The sequence below is a fragment of the Amycolatopsis sp. NPDC049252 genome, assembly GCF_043197175.1.
Classification (GTDB): domain Bacteria; phylum Actinomycetota; class Actinomycetes; order Mycobacteriales; family Pseudonocardiaceae; genus Amycolatopsis.
In genome coordinates, this window is sequence record NZ_JBICSQ010000029.1 from 21,434 (window position 1) to 36,026 (window position 14,593).

A 14,593-nucleotide genomic window follows, 5' to 3' on the forward strand; every position below is an offset into this window, starting at 1 on the left:
AATGTGTCAGGGTTTTGTCAATGGGCACTGTGTCAATGAGCGCTATTCGGAAAGGGGCAGGTCCGCGCGGATCAGCTCCGCTTTCGCCATCGTGTCGTTGAGGAACGCGGGCAGGGGACGCCGGTAGCGCGCCGCCAGGGCGTCCGCGATGTCGGTGGTGACCCGCCAGCCCTGGCCGTCCAGCCAGGCCGCCGGGTCGCGGCGGGGCTCGGTGTTGAGCAGGCCCGCCATGCTGATGCCCAGGCGCTCGGCGGCCCGCATCGCCTCCATGCTCCGGTTCATGCCCTCGACGTCGCCGCCGGGGACCTGCTCCACGCCGAAGCGGCTGCCGGGCGCCGAACGGGCGTGGACGAGGTCGAACAGCTCCTCCTCGGCCCGCGCGGGCAGGTACGGCAGCAGGCCTTCGGCGAGCCAGACGGTCGGCCGGGTCCGGTCGAAGCCCGCCTGCTCCAGCGCGGTGGGCCAGTCGTCGCGCAGGTCCGCGGCGACGGCGTGGCGGTGGCAGTGGGGCAGCGCACCGAGGTCGTCGAGCACCTGCTGCTTGAACGCCAGGACCCGCGGCTGGTCCACCTCGTAGACGTCGCGGCCGTCCAGGTCGAGCCGGTAGGCGCGGGCGTCGAGGCCGGCGGCGAGGATCACCACCTGCGGGGCGTCGGAGGTGACGACGACCTCGTCGAAGAACCGCGACCGCAGGCCCATGTAGGCGGCCATCGCACGCCACATCTCGTCGCCGTCCACGTCGGACGGGCCGGTCGGCAGCGGTTTGGGCGGGTTCGCCGCGCGGACGAACTCGGCCGCGAACGGGTCGTCGACCAGGCCGCCCGCGGACTCCGTCACGACGGCCCGCGCGGCGGCGACGGCCAGCGCCGTCAGGCCGACGCCGGTCACGATGTCCCACTGCTCGTGCGTCCCGGTCATCCGCAGGCCTCCCCTTGATCGCTGGATCTCCCCAGCATGACATTGTGCGACCGCTCGAGTGCGTGGCGTGAGTGTTTTGCCCGGAATCGGAGTGTGTGGCGTGCGTCACCGGCTGTGATGTTCGGGAGTGTGCGCCGAACTCACGGCGCGGGCCGGAAATTAATAACGAACAACGCGCGGCGCGCTTTGTCAAATTGTGCCGATGTAGCGATCGGGTAACGCTGTGGGTAATTCTGCCGACGCCGGAAAAGATCCTTTCGGGAACATCGTGAGCCAAGCTAAGCACCGCGCGGAGCTGCGCGAACCCGCTTGTACGGTGTGCAAGGCGGAGTCGGCGGGACACGATGCGTGATATGCGTGGGCGTGTCGGAAAGGATTCGCGCCGAGCTGTCGAAAATGTCGGTGTCGGGCTTGACAGGGGCGTCGGAGTTGATGTTCTCTGCAGTCCGGCTCGGTCACGCCACGTCATTGGGAAAGCCGTAATTCACCGGTACGGGTGCCGGTGTTCAAGATCGTTCAGGACGTTCCGTGATCGGCTTTGGGGTCATCTCGTCCTGTCCGGGTTCGACGTCAGCCGCGCGCCGGCTGGGAATCGAGCGGTTCCACCATGCTTGACCGAGGGTCCAGAGGGGCCAAAGGGTCCAGAGGGTCGATGCCACGACGGCCGGCCGACTCCCCGTGGTGGCCGGCGCACTGGAGCGTCCGCACCAAGATCAGCGTCGTTCTCCTGCTGCCCGTCCTGGTCGCCGTCGCGCTGGCGGTGGTCCGGATCCAGGGTGAGCTCGACCGGGCCACCACGCTCAGCGCGGCGCGCGACCGGCTGCCGGTGCTGCACGACACGATCGACCTGACCGCGTCGCTGAGCCAGGAGATGGTCGCCGCCGTCGCGGTGCCCGGGGGCGCGCCGAACACCCTGACCGCCGCGGTCGACGCGAAGGTGAGCGCCATCCAGCGCGAAACCGGGTTCGCGCCGCTGGCCGCCGACACCGGCCGCGCTCTCAACACCACGCTCGGCAAGCTCGCCGGGATCCGCGCGGCCGGCGCCGCGAACGGCGACGTGCGCACCAAGGCCGCGGGCTACAACGACATCATCGCCTCGCTCGGCGACCTCGTGCCCGCGCTCGTCCCGGCCGACGTCGGCAGCGAAACCGCCGTCGCGGCCGACACCGCCCGGCTGCTGGTGCACCTGCGCGGGGAGCTGGCGACCGAGGAGACCTACGTGCGGGCGGCCGCGGTCAGCCCGGACGACGCGACGCTGCGCCCGGCGGCCGTGCTGACCGTCGCCGAGCAGACCGTGCTCGGCGAGCAGGCCGAACGTCAGCTGTCCGGCGCGCTGAAGACCCGGTTCGCCGCCGCGACCGCGCCCGCCGAGAACCGGCTCGGCACGTTGCAGGACCCCGACAGCGCCGGCGCGTCGGCCCTGCTCTCGTTCCTCCCGTCGATCGCCGCGGAAGTGCCCGGCGTGACCGGCGTGCTGAACGACGTCGCCACGCAGCTGGCCGGCAACGTGTCCGACGCGGCCGACCGCGCCCGCGCGGACTCCCTGCGCGACACGGCGCTCGTGCTCGGCGCCCTGCTCGGCGCGCTCGCGATCGCCCTGCTGGTCGTGCGGTCGCTCGTGACGCCGGTGCGGCGGCTGCGCGCGGCCGCCCTGCACGCGGCCCACGAGCAGCTGCCGGAGACCGTCCGGCAGGTCCGCGACGGCCAGGAGGTCGACTGGCGCGCCGTGCCGCCGGTCCCGGTCCAGACGCAGGAGGAGATCGGGCAGCTGGCCCGCGCCTTCGACGACATGCACCGCCAGGCCGTCCGGCTCGCCGTCGAACAGGCCGAGCTGCGCAAGCAGGTCAGCGAGATGTTCATGACGCTGTCGCGGCGCAGCCAGTCGCTGGTCGAGCAGCAGCTGTCGATCATCGAAGACCTCGAGTCGGGGGAGCAGAACCCGGGCCGGCTGGAGGAGCTGTTCCGGATCGACCACATCGCCACCCGGCTGCGCCGCAACGGCGAGAACCTGCACGTGCTCGCCGGTGGCCGTCCGGTGCGCCAGGGCCGCGAGCCGGTGCCGACGCGTGACCTCCTGCGCGCCGCGACGTCCGAGGTCAAGGACTACCGCCGGATCGCGATGGGCAACGCGCCCCGCAGCTCGGTGCAGCCCGAGGCCGCGGCCGACGTCGTGCACATCCTCGCCGAGCTGCTGGAGAACGCGACCCGGTTCTCGCCGCCGGAGCAGAAGGTCGCGCTGACCGCCGACCGCGGCGCCGACGGCGGCCTGCTGATCGAGGTCGTCGACCAGGGACTGGGCATGACGCCCGCGGAGATCGCCGCGGTCAACGAACGGCTCGCCGCGGCCGGTACGGTCGGCCCCGAGACGACCCGGCGGATGGGCCTGTTCGTGGTCGGCAGGCTCGCCGCGCTGCACGGCGTCACGGTGCGGCTGCGGGCGACCGGGCCGGGCACGCGGCACCAGGGGGTCACCGCGAGCGTGCACGTCCCCGGCGCGCTGGTCCTCGCCGACCTGGCCCGGCCGATCGGAGCCGGGCGGGCGGTCGAACCGGTGCGCCGCAACGGGTCGCACCGGCCGCCCGTGGTGGTGCCGCCGCAGGCGCCGACGCCGATCTTCGAGCAGGTCGTCACGAGCTGGTTCACCGAGCCGGTCGAGCCGCCGCCCGGCCGTCCGCCGGCCCCGGTCGTGACGCCGGCCCCGGCCCCGGCCCCGGCCCCGGCCCCGGCCCCGGCCCCGGCGCCGGTCGCGAAGCCGCAGCCGTCACCATCGCCGTCCCAGCCGGTCGCCGAGTGGGCGACCCCGGCGGCGGAGCAGGCGCGCCACGCGGCGGAAAGCGCTCTCGAACCGGCGGCGGCGCCGCAGCTGACCGACGCCGGCCTGCCGACCCGGCGGCCCGGTGCGCAGCTCGCGCCCGGCGCGGTCGTCCCCCGCGTGCGCGAGCAGGACGGTGGCGGGTTCCGGGACGCCGCCGCCGTCCGGAACAGCCTGTCCCGGCACTACCAGGGAATGCGCGCGGCCCGGCGGCAGACCGCGTCGCGCACCGAAGAATCCGGAAAGGACGAAGTGGATCCGCGATGACGGAACTGCCCGAGGTTCACCACCACCGGCGCGCCCCCGGCGCCGACTCCGCGACTCGCACGCTGAGCGGCACCCTGGGGGTCTTCCCCGGTGCGGCGCCGCCGCCCGAGCGGACGGCCGCGCTGAACTGGCTGGTCAACGGCTTCGTGCAGGACGTCACCGGGGTCGCGCACGCCGTGCTGGTGTCCGCCGACGGGCTGCTCGTCGCGGCCGACGAGACGCTGCCGCGCGAGCGCGCGGACCAGCTGGCGGCCATCGCGGCCGGGCTGTCCAGCCTGTCGCTCGGCACCGCGGAGCTGTTCACGGCGGGCCGGGTGGTGCAGTCGGTGATCGAGATGGAGCAGGGGTTCCTGCTGCTGATGAGCGTCGGCGACGGCTCCAACCTGGTCGTGCTCGCCACGACCGGCTGCGACATCGGCCTGGTCGGGTACGAGATGACGATGCTGGTCGAGCGGGTCGGGCAGAAGGTGGACGTGCCCGCGCGTGAGATGCCGGTGGCTCAGGACCGCCTGTGACGGACTACCCGCCGTTCGGCCCGGCCGGAGAGGAGCCGCGCCACACACCGTCGCTCGCGCGGCCCTACTCGTGGACCGAGGGCCGGACGGCGCCGGTGGTCGAGATCGCCGTCGAAGCGCTCGTGGAGACGACGGCCGCCGGCCGGAACGAGGCCTACCACTCGACGAGTGCGCTGGCCCAGGTCATGGAGCTGTGCATCCGGCCCCGGTCGCTGATGGAGATCGCCGCCCTGCTCGTGCTGCCGCTCGGCGTGGTCCGCGTGCTCGTCGCGGACCTGATGGAGGACCGCCTGGTCATCGTCCGCGACACCCTTTCGGACACCTCGTCCTGGGGTGAGCGGCACGACCTGATGGAACGCGTGCTGCACGGCCTGAAGGACCTGTGAGTCCCGCCGTGCCCCGGAGGAAGGACTGACCCATGGACCACGCGGAGAACTTCGCGCTGGGGCGCTGGCTGCTCGTGCTCGCCTACCTGACCTCGGTGGTCGGCTGCGTGCTCGGCCTCGCCTGCGCTGTGCAGGCCCGCCACGCGGCCGACCCGCGCCGCCGGCTCCGCTGGCTGGTCCTGGCGGCGGTGTCGATCGGCGGTGTCGGCATCTGGCTGATGCACTTCGTCGCCATGCTCGGCTTCAGCACACCGGGGATGCCGGTGCGCTACGACGTCTTCCGCACGGTGCTGTCGGCGCTGCTGGCGGTCGCCGCGGTGTTCGTCGGCCTGCTGGTGGCGGGCAGCCAGGCCCGGATCGGCTGGCGGCTGCTGCTCGGCGGGCTGATCACCGGGCTCGCGGTCAACGTCATGCACTACACGGGCATGTCGGCCCTGCGCGTGAAGGGCGGCTTCACCTACGACACGCCGCTGGTGGTCCTGTCGGTGGTCATCGCCGTAGTCGCCGCGACGGCCGCGCTCTGGTTCGCGATCGTGCTGAACCGCCTGGTGCTGCGGGTGGCCGCCGGGTTCGTGATGGCCATCGCCGTCACCGGCATGCACTACACGGGCATGGCCGCGGTCCGGATGCAGATGGACATGAGCGCGCCGGACCCCTCGGGCACCGAGGTGTTCTCGTTCCTGTTCCCGGTGTTCGTCCTCGCGGCGATCGCGATGGCGGTGCCCCTGACGGCGGTGCTGATGGCGCCGGCGGTCGAGGCCGCGCCGAACGCCCCGGTGGCGGAGGAGAAAGCGCTCAGTGCGGCGGGGTGACAGCCTGGCGCGCCAGCGCGCCCTCCGGGACGCAGGTCAGCTCGCCGGGCTGGACCTCCAGCCAGGACGGGCGCCAGACCAGGACGTTCGCGGCCGGCTCGTGAGCCGAGCAGGCAGTCGATGCCGTTGACCGGGTCGGCCGCGCGGTAGGCCACGCCGATGTCGCCACCGCGGACGGCGCCCCGGACCGTCGGCGCCGGTGGGGTGAGGTGCGTTTCGGGGTCCGGCAGCGGTCCGGGCACGGCCGGGCGAGGGCGGCGAGGACGTCCGCCTCGGTCGTGGTGGCCGGTAGTGCCGTGAGGACGGCCTTCAGCGGCGCGTCGGACGTGCCGGGCACCGTGGCGGGCGGGGGAGCCGGCGGCGGGGTGATCGGCGTGGCGTCCGGCGGGCAGTCCACGCGGTGCGGTAGGTCGTCGAGCCCCTGGAAGGTGAACTCCACCGGGTAGCAGGCGGTCACCGGGTCGGTCCGCGTCCAGCCCGATTCGGTGCTCTCGTGGTGGAGCCGGAACAGCAGGCGATGGCTTCGGCCAGTGTGGTGGCCTCGCTGTCGGTGGTCGCGTCCCCGGCCGCGCACGACGCCGACGAGGCGAGCACGAGCAGTACGACCGGACCCCCCCGGATCCGTTTCCCACGTTCCCGAGTAGCGCCCGGCGCACTATGAACCGGGTGTATAAACCGGCGATATACACCCGGTGTATAGTCGCTCGCATGTCGATCGGACTCACTCTGCTCGGGCTCCTCGAAGGCGGCCCGCGGCACGGCTACGACCTGAAACGTGCCTACGACGACCGGTTCGGGCACGACCGGCAGGTGCACTACGGGCAGGTCTATTCCACCCTCGCCCGGCTGCTCAAGCAGGGGCTCGTCGAGGCCGACGGGGTCGAGGTCGACGGCGGCCCCGAGCGCAAGCGGTACGCGATCACCGACGCCGGGGTCGCCGACGTCGGCAGCTGGCTCGCCACGCCGGAAAAGCCCGAGGCCTACCTGCAGAACACGCTCTACACGAAGGTCGTGCTCGCGCTGCTGTCCGGCCGGCCCGCCTCCGAGGTGCTCGACGTCCAGCGCTCGGCGCACCTCGACGCCATGCGCGAGCTGACCCGCCGCAAGACCGGCGGCGACCTCGCCGACCAGCTGATCTGCGACCACGCCCTGTTCCACCTGGAGGCCGACCTCCGGTGGCTGGAGCTGACCGCGGCTCGGCTGGACCAGCTGGCGAAGGAGATCGCGTGAACGACGTGCTGCTCGAAGCCACCGACCTCCGGAAGGCCTACGGCCCGACCGAAGCGCTGGCGGCCGCGAGCCTGCGGGTGTGCGCGGGCGAGGTCGTCGCGCTGATGGGGCCGTCCGGATCCGGCAAGTCGACGCTCCTGCACTGCCTGGCCGGAATCGTCCGGCCCGACGCCGGGACCGTCCGCTACGGCGGCGCCGACCTGGCCGGGCTGTCCGACCGCGCGCGCTCCGCCCTGCGCCGCACGGACTTCGGGTTCGTCTTCCAGTTCGGCCAGCTCGTCCCGGAGCTCACCTGCCTGGAGAACGTCGCCCTGCCGCTGCGGCTCAACGGCGAGCGCACGCGCGTCGCCGCACAGCGGGGGCGGCAGCTGCTGGCCGAGCTCGATCTGCTGGCCGTCGCCGGGAAACGGCCGGGGGAGGTGTCCGGCGGGCAGGGCCAGCGCGTGGCCGTGGCGCGGGCCCTGGTGACCGGTCCGCGGGTCGTCTTCGCCGACGAACCGACCGGCGCCCTCGATTCGCTCAACGGGGAACAGGTCATGCAGCTGCTGACGTCGGCGGCCCGCGAGCGCAACGCCGCCATCGTCCTCGTGACGCACGAACCCCGTGTGGCGGCCTATTCCGACCGGGAGGTCGTCGTCCGCGACGGCCGCACCCGGCAGTTCGAGGTGACCCGGTGATCCGGCGCTGGTTCGGCGACCTGGCGCTGGGGATGCGCCTCGCGCTCGGGGGCGGCGGCGCCCGGACGGCCCTGGTGCGGCTGGCCCTCACCGCGGCCGGGGTCGGTCTGGGTGTGGCCGTCCTGCTGACCGCGGCGTCGGTGCCGCACCTGCTCGGCGCCCGGGACGACCGGGCCGCCGCGCGGACGGCGGTCGAGGACGGCCCGCCGGTCGCCGGGGTCGACCCGGTCTACGTCGTCCAGCGGACGGACGAGTTCCGGGGCCGGGGCCTGCAGGGTTATCTCGTGCAGCAGACCGGGCCGGCCGCTCCCGCGCTGCCGGGCGTCGAGCGGCTGCCGAAAATGGGTGAGGCGGTGCTGTCGCCGGCGCTCGCCGATCTCCTGGCGTCGCCGGAAGGCGAGCAGCTGCGCCCGCGGTTCCCGCAGTGGGTGATCGGCACCATCGGGGACGCCGGCCTGACCGGCCCGAACGAGCTCTACTTCTACGTCGGGTCGACCACCGCCGCCGCGCAGCCGAACGCCGCCGCGGTGAGCCGGTTCGGCGGCGAGCCCGCCAGCCGTGGCCTGACGGCGCTCGAACTGCTGCTGGTCGTACTCGGCGGGACGACCTGCCTGGTCCCGGTCTTCGTCTTCGTGGTCACGAGCACCCGGCTCGCCGCGGCGTCGCGGGACCGGCGCCTCGCCGCCCTGCGCCTGGTCGGCGCCGACCGCGGCCAGGTGAGCCGGATCGCCGCCGGCGAGGCGCTGCTCGGCGCGTTCGCCGGGCTCGCGGTGGGCCTGGCGCTGTTCCTGCTCGTGCGGGCGCTCGTCCCGATGATCACCGTGTCCGCCTTCCGCGGCGGCATCTTCGGCGGTGACGTCGTGCCCGACTGGCGGCTCGGCGTCCCGGCCGTGGCGCTGCTGCCGGTGCTGGCGTGCGTGGTGGCCGTGTTCGCGCTGCGGCGGGTCGTCATCGAGCCGCTCGGCGTGGTGCGGCGGGTAGGCCAGTTCAAGCGGACACTGTGGTGGCGCGTCCTGCCCGCCGTCGTCGGCGGGGTGATGCTGGCGGCGCGGTGGGAAACCGCGGCGGACGACGCCGCTGACACAACGGTGATCGCCGGGGTGGTGCTGATCCTGATGGCCGTGCCGCTCGTGCTGCCGTGGCTGGTCGAGCGGGTCGCGGGCCGGTTGCGCGGTGGCTCGCCGGCCTGGCTGCTCGCCGTCCGGCGGCTGCAGCTCGACGGCGCGTCCGCGGCGCGCCTGGTGAGCGGGATCGCCGTGGTGCTGGCCGGATCGATTGCGCTGCAAGGGGTTTACGCGCGGGCCGAGAGCGACCAGCCGGGCATGGCGGACGCCAGGGTGCTGGCGAGCAACTTCGCGTCGAACCTCACCGACGTCCGGGCGTTCGCCGCCGCTTTGCACGACCTGCCCGGGGCGCGTGACGTGCCGGTGAAGACCGGCGGCCGGCTGGTGGACGCGGCCGGCGCGGAGACCACGCTCGAGTTCGGCAGCTGCGCCGAGCTGCGGGCCAAGGGCGCGCCGGGCGACTGCCGCGACGGCGACGTGTTCGCCGTCGGGACCCCCGCCCCGGACGCCCACCACCCGGCGCCCGGTGACCGGCTCTGGTTCCTCGGCGCCCGCCGCGCCGACCCGGACGTCCCACCACAGTGGACGATCCCGGGCGACCGCTTCCGCACGGTGCCGGGAAAGCCGGCCGGCCTGCTCGTCACGCCGGCCGCGATGTCGACGGCGACGGCGGTCGGGCTGATCTCGACCGCGACGATCCCGGCGGCCGACCCGGACCTGGTGGAGCAGGTCCGCAACGCGGTCGGGCAGCTGGGCTGGAACGGGATCGTCTACTCGCTCGGCACGGAACGCGACGGCACCTACGCGCTGATCACCCGCGTGCTGTCGGTCGGGTCGATCCTGGTGCTGCTGCTCGCCGCGAGCAGCCTGATGATCGCGGCGTGGGAGCAGCTGCGCGAACGGCGCCGCAGCCTCGCCGCCCTGATGGCCAACGGCGTCGGCCGCGGGGTGCTCGCCCGGTCGCTGCTGTGGCAGATGGTCATCCCGGTCGCGGTGGCGGTGGTCGTCGCGGTGGCCGCCGGTCTGGGCCTCGACTGGCTGCTGCTGACGCTGGTGGTGCACCACCCGATGGTCGTCGACGTCCCGGCGATCCTGTTCCTGACGGCCACGGCGGCGATCGCGGTGCTGGGTGTCACGGCGGTGACGCTGCCGGCGCTGTGGCGGTCGACGAGCCTGGAGAACCTGCGAGAGGAGTGAGCGCGGTTCAGCTCCGCACGACCCGCAGGCACAGGCGGGTGAGCACGGCGCGGAGCTCATTGTCGGGCAGGGCGTCGAGGCGGCGCGTGACCACGCCGAGGTCGCTGATCAGAAAGTGACGGTGGGTTCGAGGAAGGCCTCGAGGATGGCGATCTTGGTGCGGAAGTAGTAATGGACGTTCGCCTTGGTGACACCCATCATTTCGGCGATCTGCTGCAGCGAAGTGCGCCGAGCTGCGGCTGAGGCCGGCGCAATTCGGTTGCCCGGCCGCCGCGGGACGCGGCAGGGTGCCGGTATGGAGATCCGTGCCACCACCGACGAGGACCTCGACGTCTACCTCGACACCCTCCACACCTCGTTCGCTCGCTTTCGGGAGGCCCCGGCCGATGGCACCGGGGCGTGGTGGTCGGCGTACGAGATGGACCGCAACCTGCTCGCCGTGACGGCGGACGGGCGGCCCGTCGGCACCACGGGCGCGTACTCCTTCGAACTCACCCTGCCCGGTGAGGTCATCGTCCCGGTCGCGGGCGTCACCGGTGTCGGTGTCCTGCCTTCGCACCGGCGTCAGGGGGTGCTCACCGCGATGATGCGGCACCAGCTCGCCGGCCTGCGGGCCCGCGGGGAGTTCCTCTCCGTGCTGCTCGCGTCCGAGGCCCTGATCTACCGCCGGTTCGGGTACGGGCCGGCGACCTACACGTCCCGGCTGACGGTGCCACGCCACCGAGCCGCCTTCGCCGCTCCCCGGGCACACGAAGACGTGCGCGGCTCGGTCGAGCTGCTGCGGCGCGACGGGTGCACCGAGCTCCTGGAGGACGTCTACGACCGCTACCGCCGCGCCCAGCCCGGCGCGCTGTCCCGGCCGCACCGCTGGTGGGCGTCGGGCGCGGGGCAGCCGCCGGTTTCCCCGGCGCCGCGGTTCGTCGCCCTCCACCGCGACGCCGACGGCGTTCCGGACGGGTACGCCAGTTACTCGGTCACCGACGGCACCCTGACCGTGGACGAGACCATCACCACCGACGACGCCGTCTTCACGGCCCTGGCCCGGTTCGTGCTCGGGCACGACCTGGTCACCAAGGTCGTCTTCAAGCAGGTTCCGCCCGGGCACCCGCTGCGCTGGCAGCTCGCGGACTTCCGCGCCGGCGAGGTCGGCGACGACACCGACTGGCTCTGGGTGCGGCTGCTGGACATCCCGCGGGCCCTGACCGCGCGCGGCTGGTTCACCGACGGCGAGCTCGTCCTCGACGTCGACGACCCGGCGCTCGGCGAGCACGGCCGCTACCTGCTGACCGTCCGGGACGGCAAGGCCGACTGCGTCCCGACCGGCCGCGAGCCCGACCTGTCCCTGGACGTGAGCGACCTGGGTTCGGTCTACCTCGGCGGCACCACCCCGAGCGTGCTCGTGCGTGCCGGGCACGTCCGGGCGCATCACCCGGGTGCGGCCACTCTCGCCGACGCCCTCTTCCGCGGTGAGCGGGCCCCGCACTGCCTGCACTGGTTCTGATCGCGCATTCGTCCACAATGGACGAGCGGGTCAGTTCCCGTGGTGGTAGGCGGTCAGCCGGATGCGCAGGTCGCGCAGAGTGGCGACGCCGACGGCGAAGCTGTAGACGGGCCGGTAGCCGGCGCCGCCCGTGTCGTGGCCGCACGGCCCGCTGAGGTAGACGAACCCGTCTTCGGGATCCCGCCGCGGCCGGGACCACGCGGGGGCGGTGCCGGGCTGGTGGCTGCCGGGAGTGCGGCCCCGCCAGTACGCCGGGGCCTTCATCACCTCGCCGAGCGCGGCGATCAGGCCGGGCAGGTCGACGTCCGCGACGCCCAGGCCGCGTCCGGCCCACACCCTCGGCAGCGCGCGGGCGGCGGTGTGGTCCTCGACGAGCGGCGCGCAGCTGAAGACGGCTTCGGTGCCGTCGACCCGGACGGTCCAGCGTTCCATCGCTCGGGTGGGGGAGATGACCGGCATGGGCCGCTCGCTTCCTCCCCAGGACGTGCACGCTGATCGTCACTGTAGCCGGTGGAGCCACCACCGATCGAGGGTGTCAGGCGCCGCCGAGGTAGCAGGGCGGCCCGGTCGTCCGAGTCATGGCACGGCCGGCGAGGTGGTCCGGTGTTCCCGGAAGGCGTCCGCGAGCAGGCACAGGAACTCGACGTCGCTGGCGAGGTCGTGGCCGCCGGGCAGCGGCGCGGGGGAGGACAGCGGCGGCGAGCCGGTGGCGCGGGCGTGCAGGGCGGCCGCGATGATGGCCGCCTCCGCCTGCGGGCCGTTCAGCTCCGGCGGGGCGTCGGGGCGGTGGGGACGCAGCGCGAGCAGGCCGTCGCGGATCTCGATGACCTGGCGGTAACCGCGGAGCCGGGACGGGAACAGGGAACCGAGGAGCCCGGGTGGTTCCAGCGCGATCGCGGGCTCGGCCCGGTACAGCGCGAGCCACAGCGGCGCGAGCCGGCGGTACTGGCGCCGGCGGCGCAGCCAGCTGGCGAACGCGGGCAGGGCGACGCCGGTCAGGACCAGGACGTGCGCGCCCGTCGGGAGGGCCTTGCTCAGCAGGAAACCGCGGCCGAAGGCGAACGTGACGGACGTGCGGTCGGAGGTGTCGAAGGCGACGAGCGTGCGCGACACCATGTAGAGCGCGGCGGCCACGGCGCCGGCGACGACCAGCCCGAGGCCGGTGCGCAGCACGCGGTCCGGCGTCGCCCGCGCGACCCGCAGGCACACCCCCGAGACGATCAGGTACCCGGGCAGCACGGCGAAGGCGTAGACGACGCAGTACTCCAGCACCCACGGCGACTGCGGGAGCAGGTTCGGCGTCGCGGCGAACACCACGCACATCGCCACCCCCGAGAAGATCGACCACGCGGTCTGCCAGCGGGCCTGGGCGTCGAAGCCGTGCAGCCGCAGCATGGTCTCGGCGCCGGCCCAGACGGCGACGAGCATGCCGAGGTGGCCGATCAGCCGCTCGAGGTCGCTGAAGCCGAACACGTGCACCAGGGCGTCGAAACCGGGGGTCAGCGCGGTCTGGGACACCGCCAGCCCGAGCACGCACAGCCGCACCAGCCGCCGGCCGGGAGCGGGGCCGGGGCGCAGGCAGAGGACCACGACCCACGCCAGCAGGGCGGGGCCGTAGCGGCGCAGGAGCTCAGCCATGCGCGCCGCCGTCGTCGAGGGCCGAGCGGAGCCGGTCGGTGAGCGGGTCGCTCGTGCGCGCGAACTCCGCGCGCCCGCCGACCAGGGAGGCGAAGATCTCCGCCTCCTGCTCCTCGACGCTCGTGTAGCCGGTCCGGCCCAGGACGCGGCGCACCATGGCGGGGTCCAGGCTGGGCAGCAGCAGCCGGGCCTGCTCGGCCGGGGTGACCGAGACCGGGTAGTGCTCGCACAGCATGTGGCCGATCTCGTGCAGCACGATGTGGTCCTGGTGCGGCGGGGTCGTGTGCTGCTCGTAGCCGATGAAGTCGGTGGTGTCGGTGGCGATCCAGAGCCCGCACACGTCGGTCAGCCCGGGCAGCGGCACCAGCCGGATCGGGCGGCCTCGGCGGGCCGCGAGCCCGTCGCAGAGGGTGCGCACGTCGAACGGGGCAGGCAGCGACAGCTGCCGCAGCACCGCGTCGCAGCGGCGCCGGACCCGTCGCCGGCCGGACCGGCTCATCGGTCCGCGTCACCCGGCGGCTCGGGCAGGCCTTCGAGCTCGCGGACCCGGTCGACCATGTCGCTGATCGTCTCCAGGCTCTTCGGCGACAGCCCGCGGGCCCGCAGCGCGATCTGCCGGACGGGCGCCTCCCGCAACGCGCTGAGCAGCGTGAGCTCGGCGTCGATGCGCTCGGCTTCCCCCTCGTCGAAGAAATAGGCGGCCGGGACGCCGAAAAACCCCGCCAGGGCCTCCAGGTGCCGTTTGGTGGGGTTGTCCCGCAGGCCCTTGCGCAGCTGCCACAGGTAGGTCGCCGAGATCGTCGGGCCGCCCCGCGCCCGGATCGCGTCCGCGACCTGCTCGAACGAGTACTCGTCGCCCCCGGCCGGGCGGACCACGCCGAACAGGTGGTCCAGCTTCGCGGCGAGGGTGTGCTCAGCCATACCGGCAACTATACGCAGCCCATTAGCTGGCGTGAAGCCAACAAGGGAATGACGATCAACGTCAGTTGACAGTCCGATTTTTCTCTGTTTATGTTGTCCGCTGGGCTCATCAACTATGGTGAATCCTGCGGGTTCCAGGGGGGAACCGGCTGTTTCGCGGTGGGAACCAGCGAAGAGGGGAACGCTGATGGCGTTCACGTGCAGAGCCCTGCGGGCCGGAGCGGCGGCCGCCGGGATCACGCTCACGATGGCCACGACGTTGACCGCGCCCGCCGCGGCCACCGGCGGAGCCGCGGCCCGGCCGGGCCGGGTCGTCCGCAGCGAACGGCCGACGAGCCTGATCGTCACGAAGGTCGTCTTCAAGGTGCGCGCCGACGGCACGAGGATCGCCGTGCCGGTCGGGTCGTCCCGGGTCTTCCCGACCGTGCACTACACCCTGCCCGGCCCCGGGATGTGAGCGCCCGTTCCCGGGGCTTCGTCAAGTGCTGTTCGTGGGCAACGCCGCCTTCACGCAGTCCGATCGTGGACCGGGCCCACAACGGGCAGAAGGACAAGAACGTCCCGGCGAGCTGACTGTCCGGAAAGGACATTCCGATGATCAGGACACTGACGCGCTGAGGCCGCGCCGTCCTTGACACGCTGCCCGCCTCATTCA

Annotated in this window: 16 protein-coding genes; 9 read left to right on the forward strand and 7 right to left on the reverse strand. The window is 73.3% G+C overall.

The genetic code is table 11. The features are described from left to right. Positions 1–42: 42 nt before the first annotated feature. Positions 43–918, reverse strand: a complete 876-nt coding sequence (locus ACGFMK_RS26745; RefSeq protein ID WP_392768513.1) for an SAM-dependent methyltransferase — start codon at positions 916–918, stop codon at positions 43–45. A 652-nt stretch (positions 919–1,570) separates the two neighbouring features. On the opposite strand from ACGFMK_RS26745, the gene ACGFMK_RS26750 reads away from it, so the two are divergent. Genes ACGFMK_RS26750 through ACGFMK_RS26765 form a run of 4 tightly spaced genes read left to right on the forward strand, consistent with a single transcriptional unit; the run spans position 1,571 to position 5,710 of the window. Continuing rightward, positions 1,571–3,997: a sensor histidine kinase gene (locus ACGFMK_RS26750; RefSeq protein WP_392768516.1), complete on the forward strand. Its 2,427-nt coding sequence runs from the start codon at positions 1,571–1,573 to the stop codon at positions 3,995–3,997. Next, the gene (locus ACGFMK_RS26755; protein ID WP_392768521.1) at positions 3,994–4,512 is read left to right on the forward strand and encodes a roadblock/LC7 domain-containing protein; all 519 of its coding nucleotides are present in this window, start codon (positions 3,994–3,996) and stop codon (positions 4,510–4,512) included. The genes ACGFMK_RS26750 and ACGFMK_RS26755 overlap by 4 nt, the downstream gene beginning before the upstream one ends. After that, a complete protein-coding gene (locus ACGFMK_RS26760; RefSeq protein WP_392768524.1) occupies positions 4,509–4,898 on the forward strand; it encodes a DUF742 domain-containing protein in 390 nt (129 codons plus the stop codon). The genes ACGFMK_RS26755 and ACGFMK_RS26760 overlap by 4 nt, the downstream gene beginning before the upstream one ends. 32 nt (positions 4,899–4,930) lie before the next feature. Continuing rightward, entirely contained in the window at positions 4,931–5,710 is a 780-nt protein-coding gene (locus ACGFMK_RS26765) for an MHYT domain-containing protein (RefSeq protein ID WP_392768527.1), read from the forward strand. Here the strand turns inward: ACGFMK_RS26765 and ACGFMK_RS26770 are convergent. Then, on the reverse strand, positions 5,694–6,167 hold the full coding sequence (locus ACGFMK_RS26770; RefSeq protein ID WP_392768529.1) for a hypothetical protein: 474 nt from the start codon (positions 6,165–6,167) through the stop codon (positions 5,694–5,696). The genes ACGFMK_RS26765 and ACGFMK_RS26770 overlap by 17 nt on opposite strands. A gap of 251 nt (positions 6,168–6,418) precedes the next feature. Between ACGFMK_RS26770 and ACGFMK_RS26775 the strand changes: the two genes are divergently transcribed. Genes ACGFMK_RS26775 through ACGFMK_RS26785 form a run of 3 tightly spaced genes read left to right on the forward strand, consistent with a single transcriptional unit; the run spans position 6,419 to position 9,878 of the window. Beyond that, on the forward strand, positions 6,419–6,940 hold the full coding sequence (locus ACGFMK_RS26775; protein WP_392768531.1) for a PadR family transcriptional regulator: 522 nt from the start codon (positions 6,419–6,421) through the stop codon (positions 6,938–6,940). Then, entirely contained in the window at positions 6,937–7,617 is a 681-nt protein-coding gene (locus tag ACGFMK_RS26780) for an ABC transporter ATP-binding protein (protein ID WP_392768534.1), read from the forward strand. The genes ACGFMK_RS26775 and ACGFMK_RS26780 overlap by 4 nt, the downstream gene beginning before the upstream one ends. Further along, positions 7,614–9,878: an FtsX-like permease family protein gene (locus ACGFMK_RS26785; protein WP_392768537.1), complete on the forward strand. Its 2,265-nt coding sequence runs from the start codon at positions 7,614–7,616 to the stop codon at positions 9,876–9,878. Before ACGFMK_RS26780 ends, ACGFMK_RS26785 begins: the two co-directional genes overlap by 4 nt. A 108-nt stretch (positions 9,879–9,986) precedes the next feature. On the opposite strand, the gene ACGFMK_RS26790 is transcribed toward ACGFMK_RS26785, so the two are convergent. Continuing rightward, positions 9,987–10,193 carry a TetR family transcriptional regulator gene (locus ACGFMK_RS26790; protein ID WP_392768540.1) on the reverse strand — a complete coding sequence of 69 codons (207 nt, stop codon included), beginning with the start codon at positions 10,191–10,193 and terminating at the stop codon, positions 9,987–9,989. Between ACGFMK_RS26790 and ACGFMK_RS26795 the strand changes: the two genes are divergently transcribed. After that, a complete protein-coding gene (locus ACGFMK_RS26795) occupies positions 10,174–11,379 on the forward strand; it encodes a GNAT family N-acetyltransferase (RefSeq protein WP_392768542.1) in 1,206 nt (401 codons plus the stop codon). The genes ACGFMK_RS26790 and ACGFMK_RS26795 overlap by 20 nt on opposite strands. Positions 11,380–11,409: 30 nt before the next feature. On the opposite strand, the gene ACGFMK_RS26800 is transcribed toward ACGFMK_RS26795, so the two are convergent. The 4 genes from ACGFMK_RS26800 to ACGFMK_RS26815 all read right to left on the reverse strand — a co-directional run bounded on the left by ACGFMK_RS26800 (position 11,410) and on the right by ACGFMK_RS26815 (position 13,938). Next, positions 11,410–11,838, reverse strand: a complete 429-nt coding sequence (locus ACGFMK_RS26800) for a hypothetical protein (RefSeq protein ID WP_392768545.1) — start codon at positions 11,836–11,838, stop codon at positions 11,410–11,412. Positions 11,839–11,955: 117 nt separating this feature from the next. Continuing rightward, entirely contained in the window at positions 11,956–13,017 is a 1,062-nt protein-coding gene (locus ACGFMK_RS26805; protein WP_392768547.1) for an MAB_1171c family putative transporter, read from the reverse strand. After that, positions 13,010–13,516, reverse strand: coding sequence for a hypothetical protein (locus tag ACGFMK_RS26810; protein ID WP_392768550.1), 507 nt, complete (start codon positions 13,514–13,516; stop codon positions 13,010–13,012). Before ACGFMK_RS26810 ends, ACGFMK_RS26805 begins: the two co-directional genes overlap by 8 nt. Next, positions 13,513–13,938: an XRE family transcriptional regulator gene (locus ACGFMK_RS26815; RefSeq protein WP_392768553.1), complete on the reverse strand. Its 426-nt coding sequence runs from the start codon at positions 13,936–13,938 to the stop codon at positions 13,513–13,515. Before ACGFMK_RS26815 ends, ACGFMK_RS26810 begins: the two co-directional genes overlap by 4 nt. A gap of 187 nt (positions 13,939–14,125) precedes the next feature. Between ACGFMK_RS26815 and ACGFMK_RS26820 the strand changes: the two genes are divergently transcribed. Further along, the gene (locus ACGFMK_RS26820) at positions 14,126–14,395 is read left to right on the forward strand and encodes a hypothetical protein (protein ID WP_392768555.1); all 270 of its coding nucleotides are present in this window, start codon (positions 14,126–14,128) and stop codon (positions 14,393–14,395) included. The last annotated feature ends 198 nt before the right edge of the window (positions 14,396–14,593 follow it).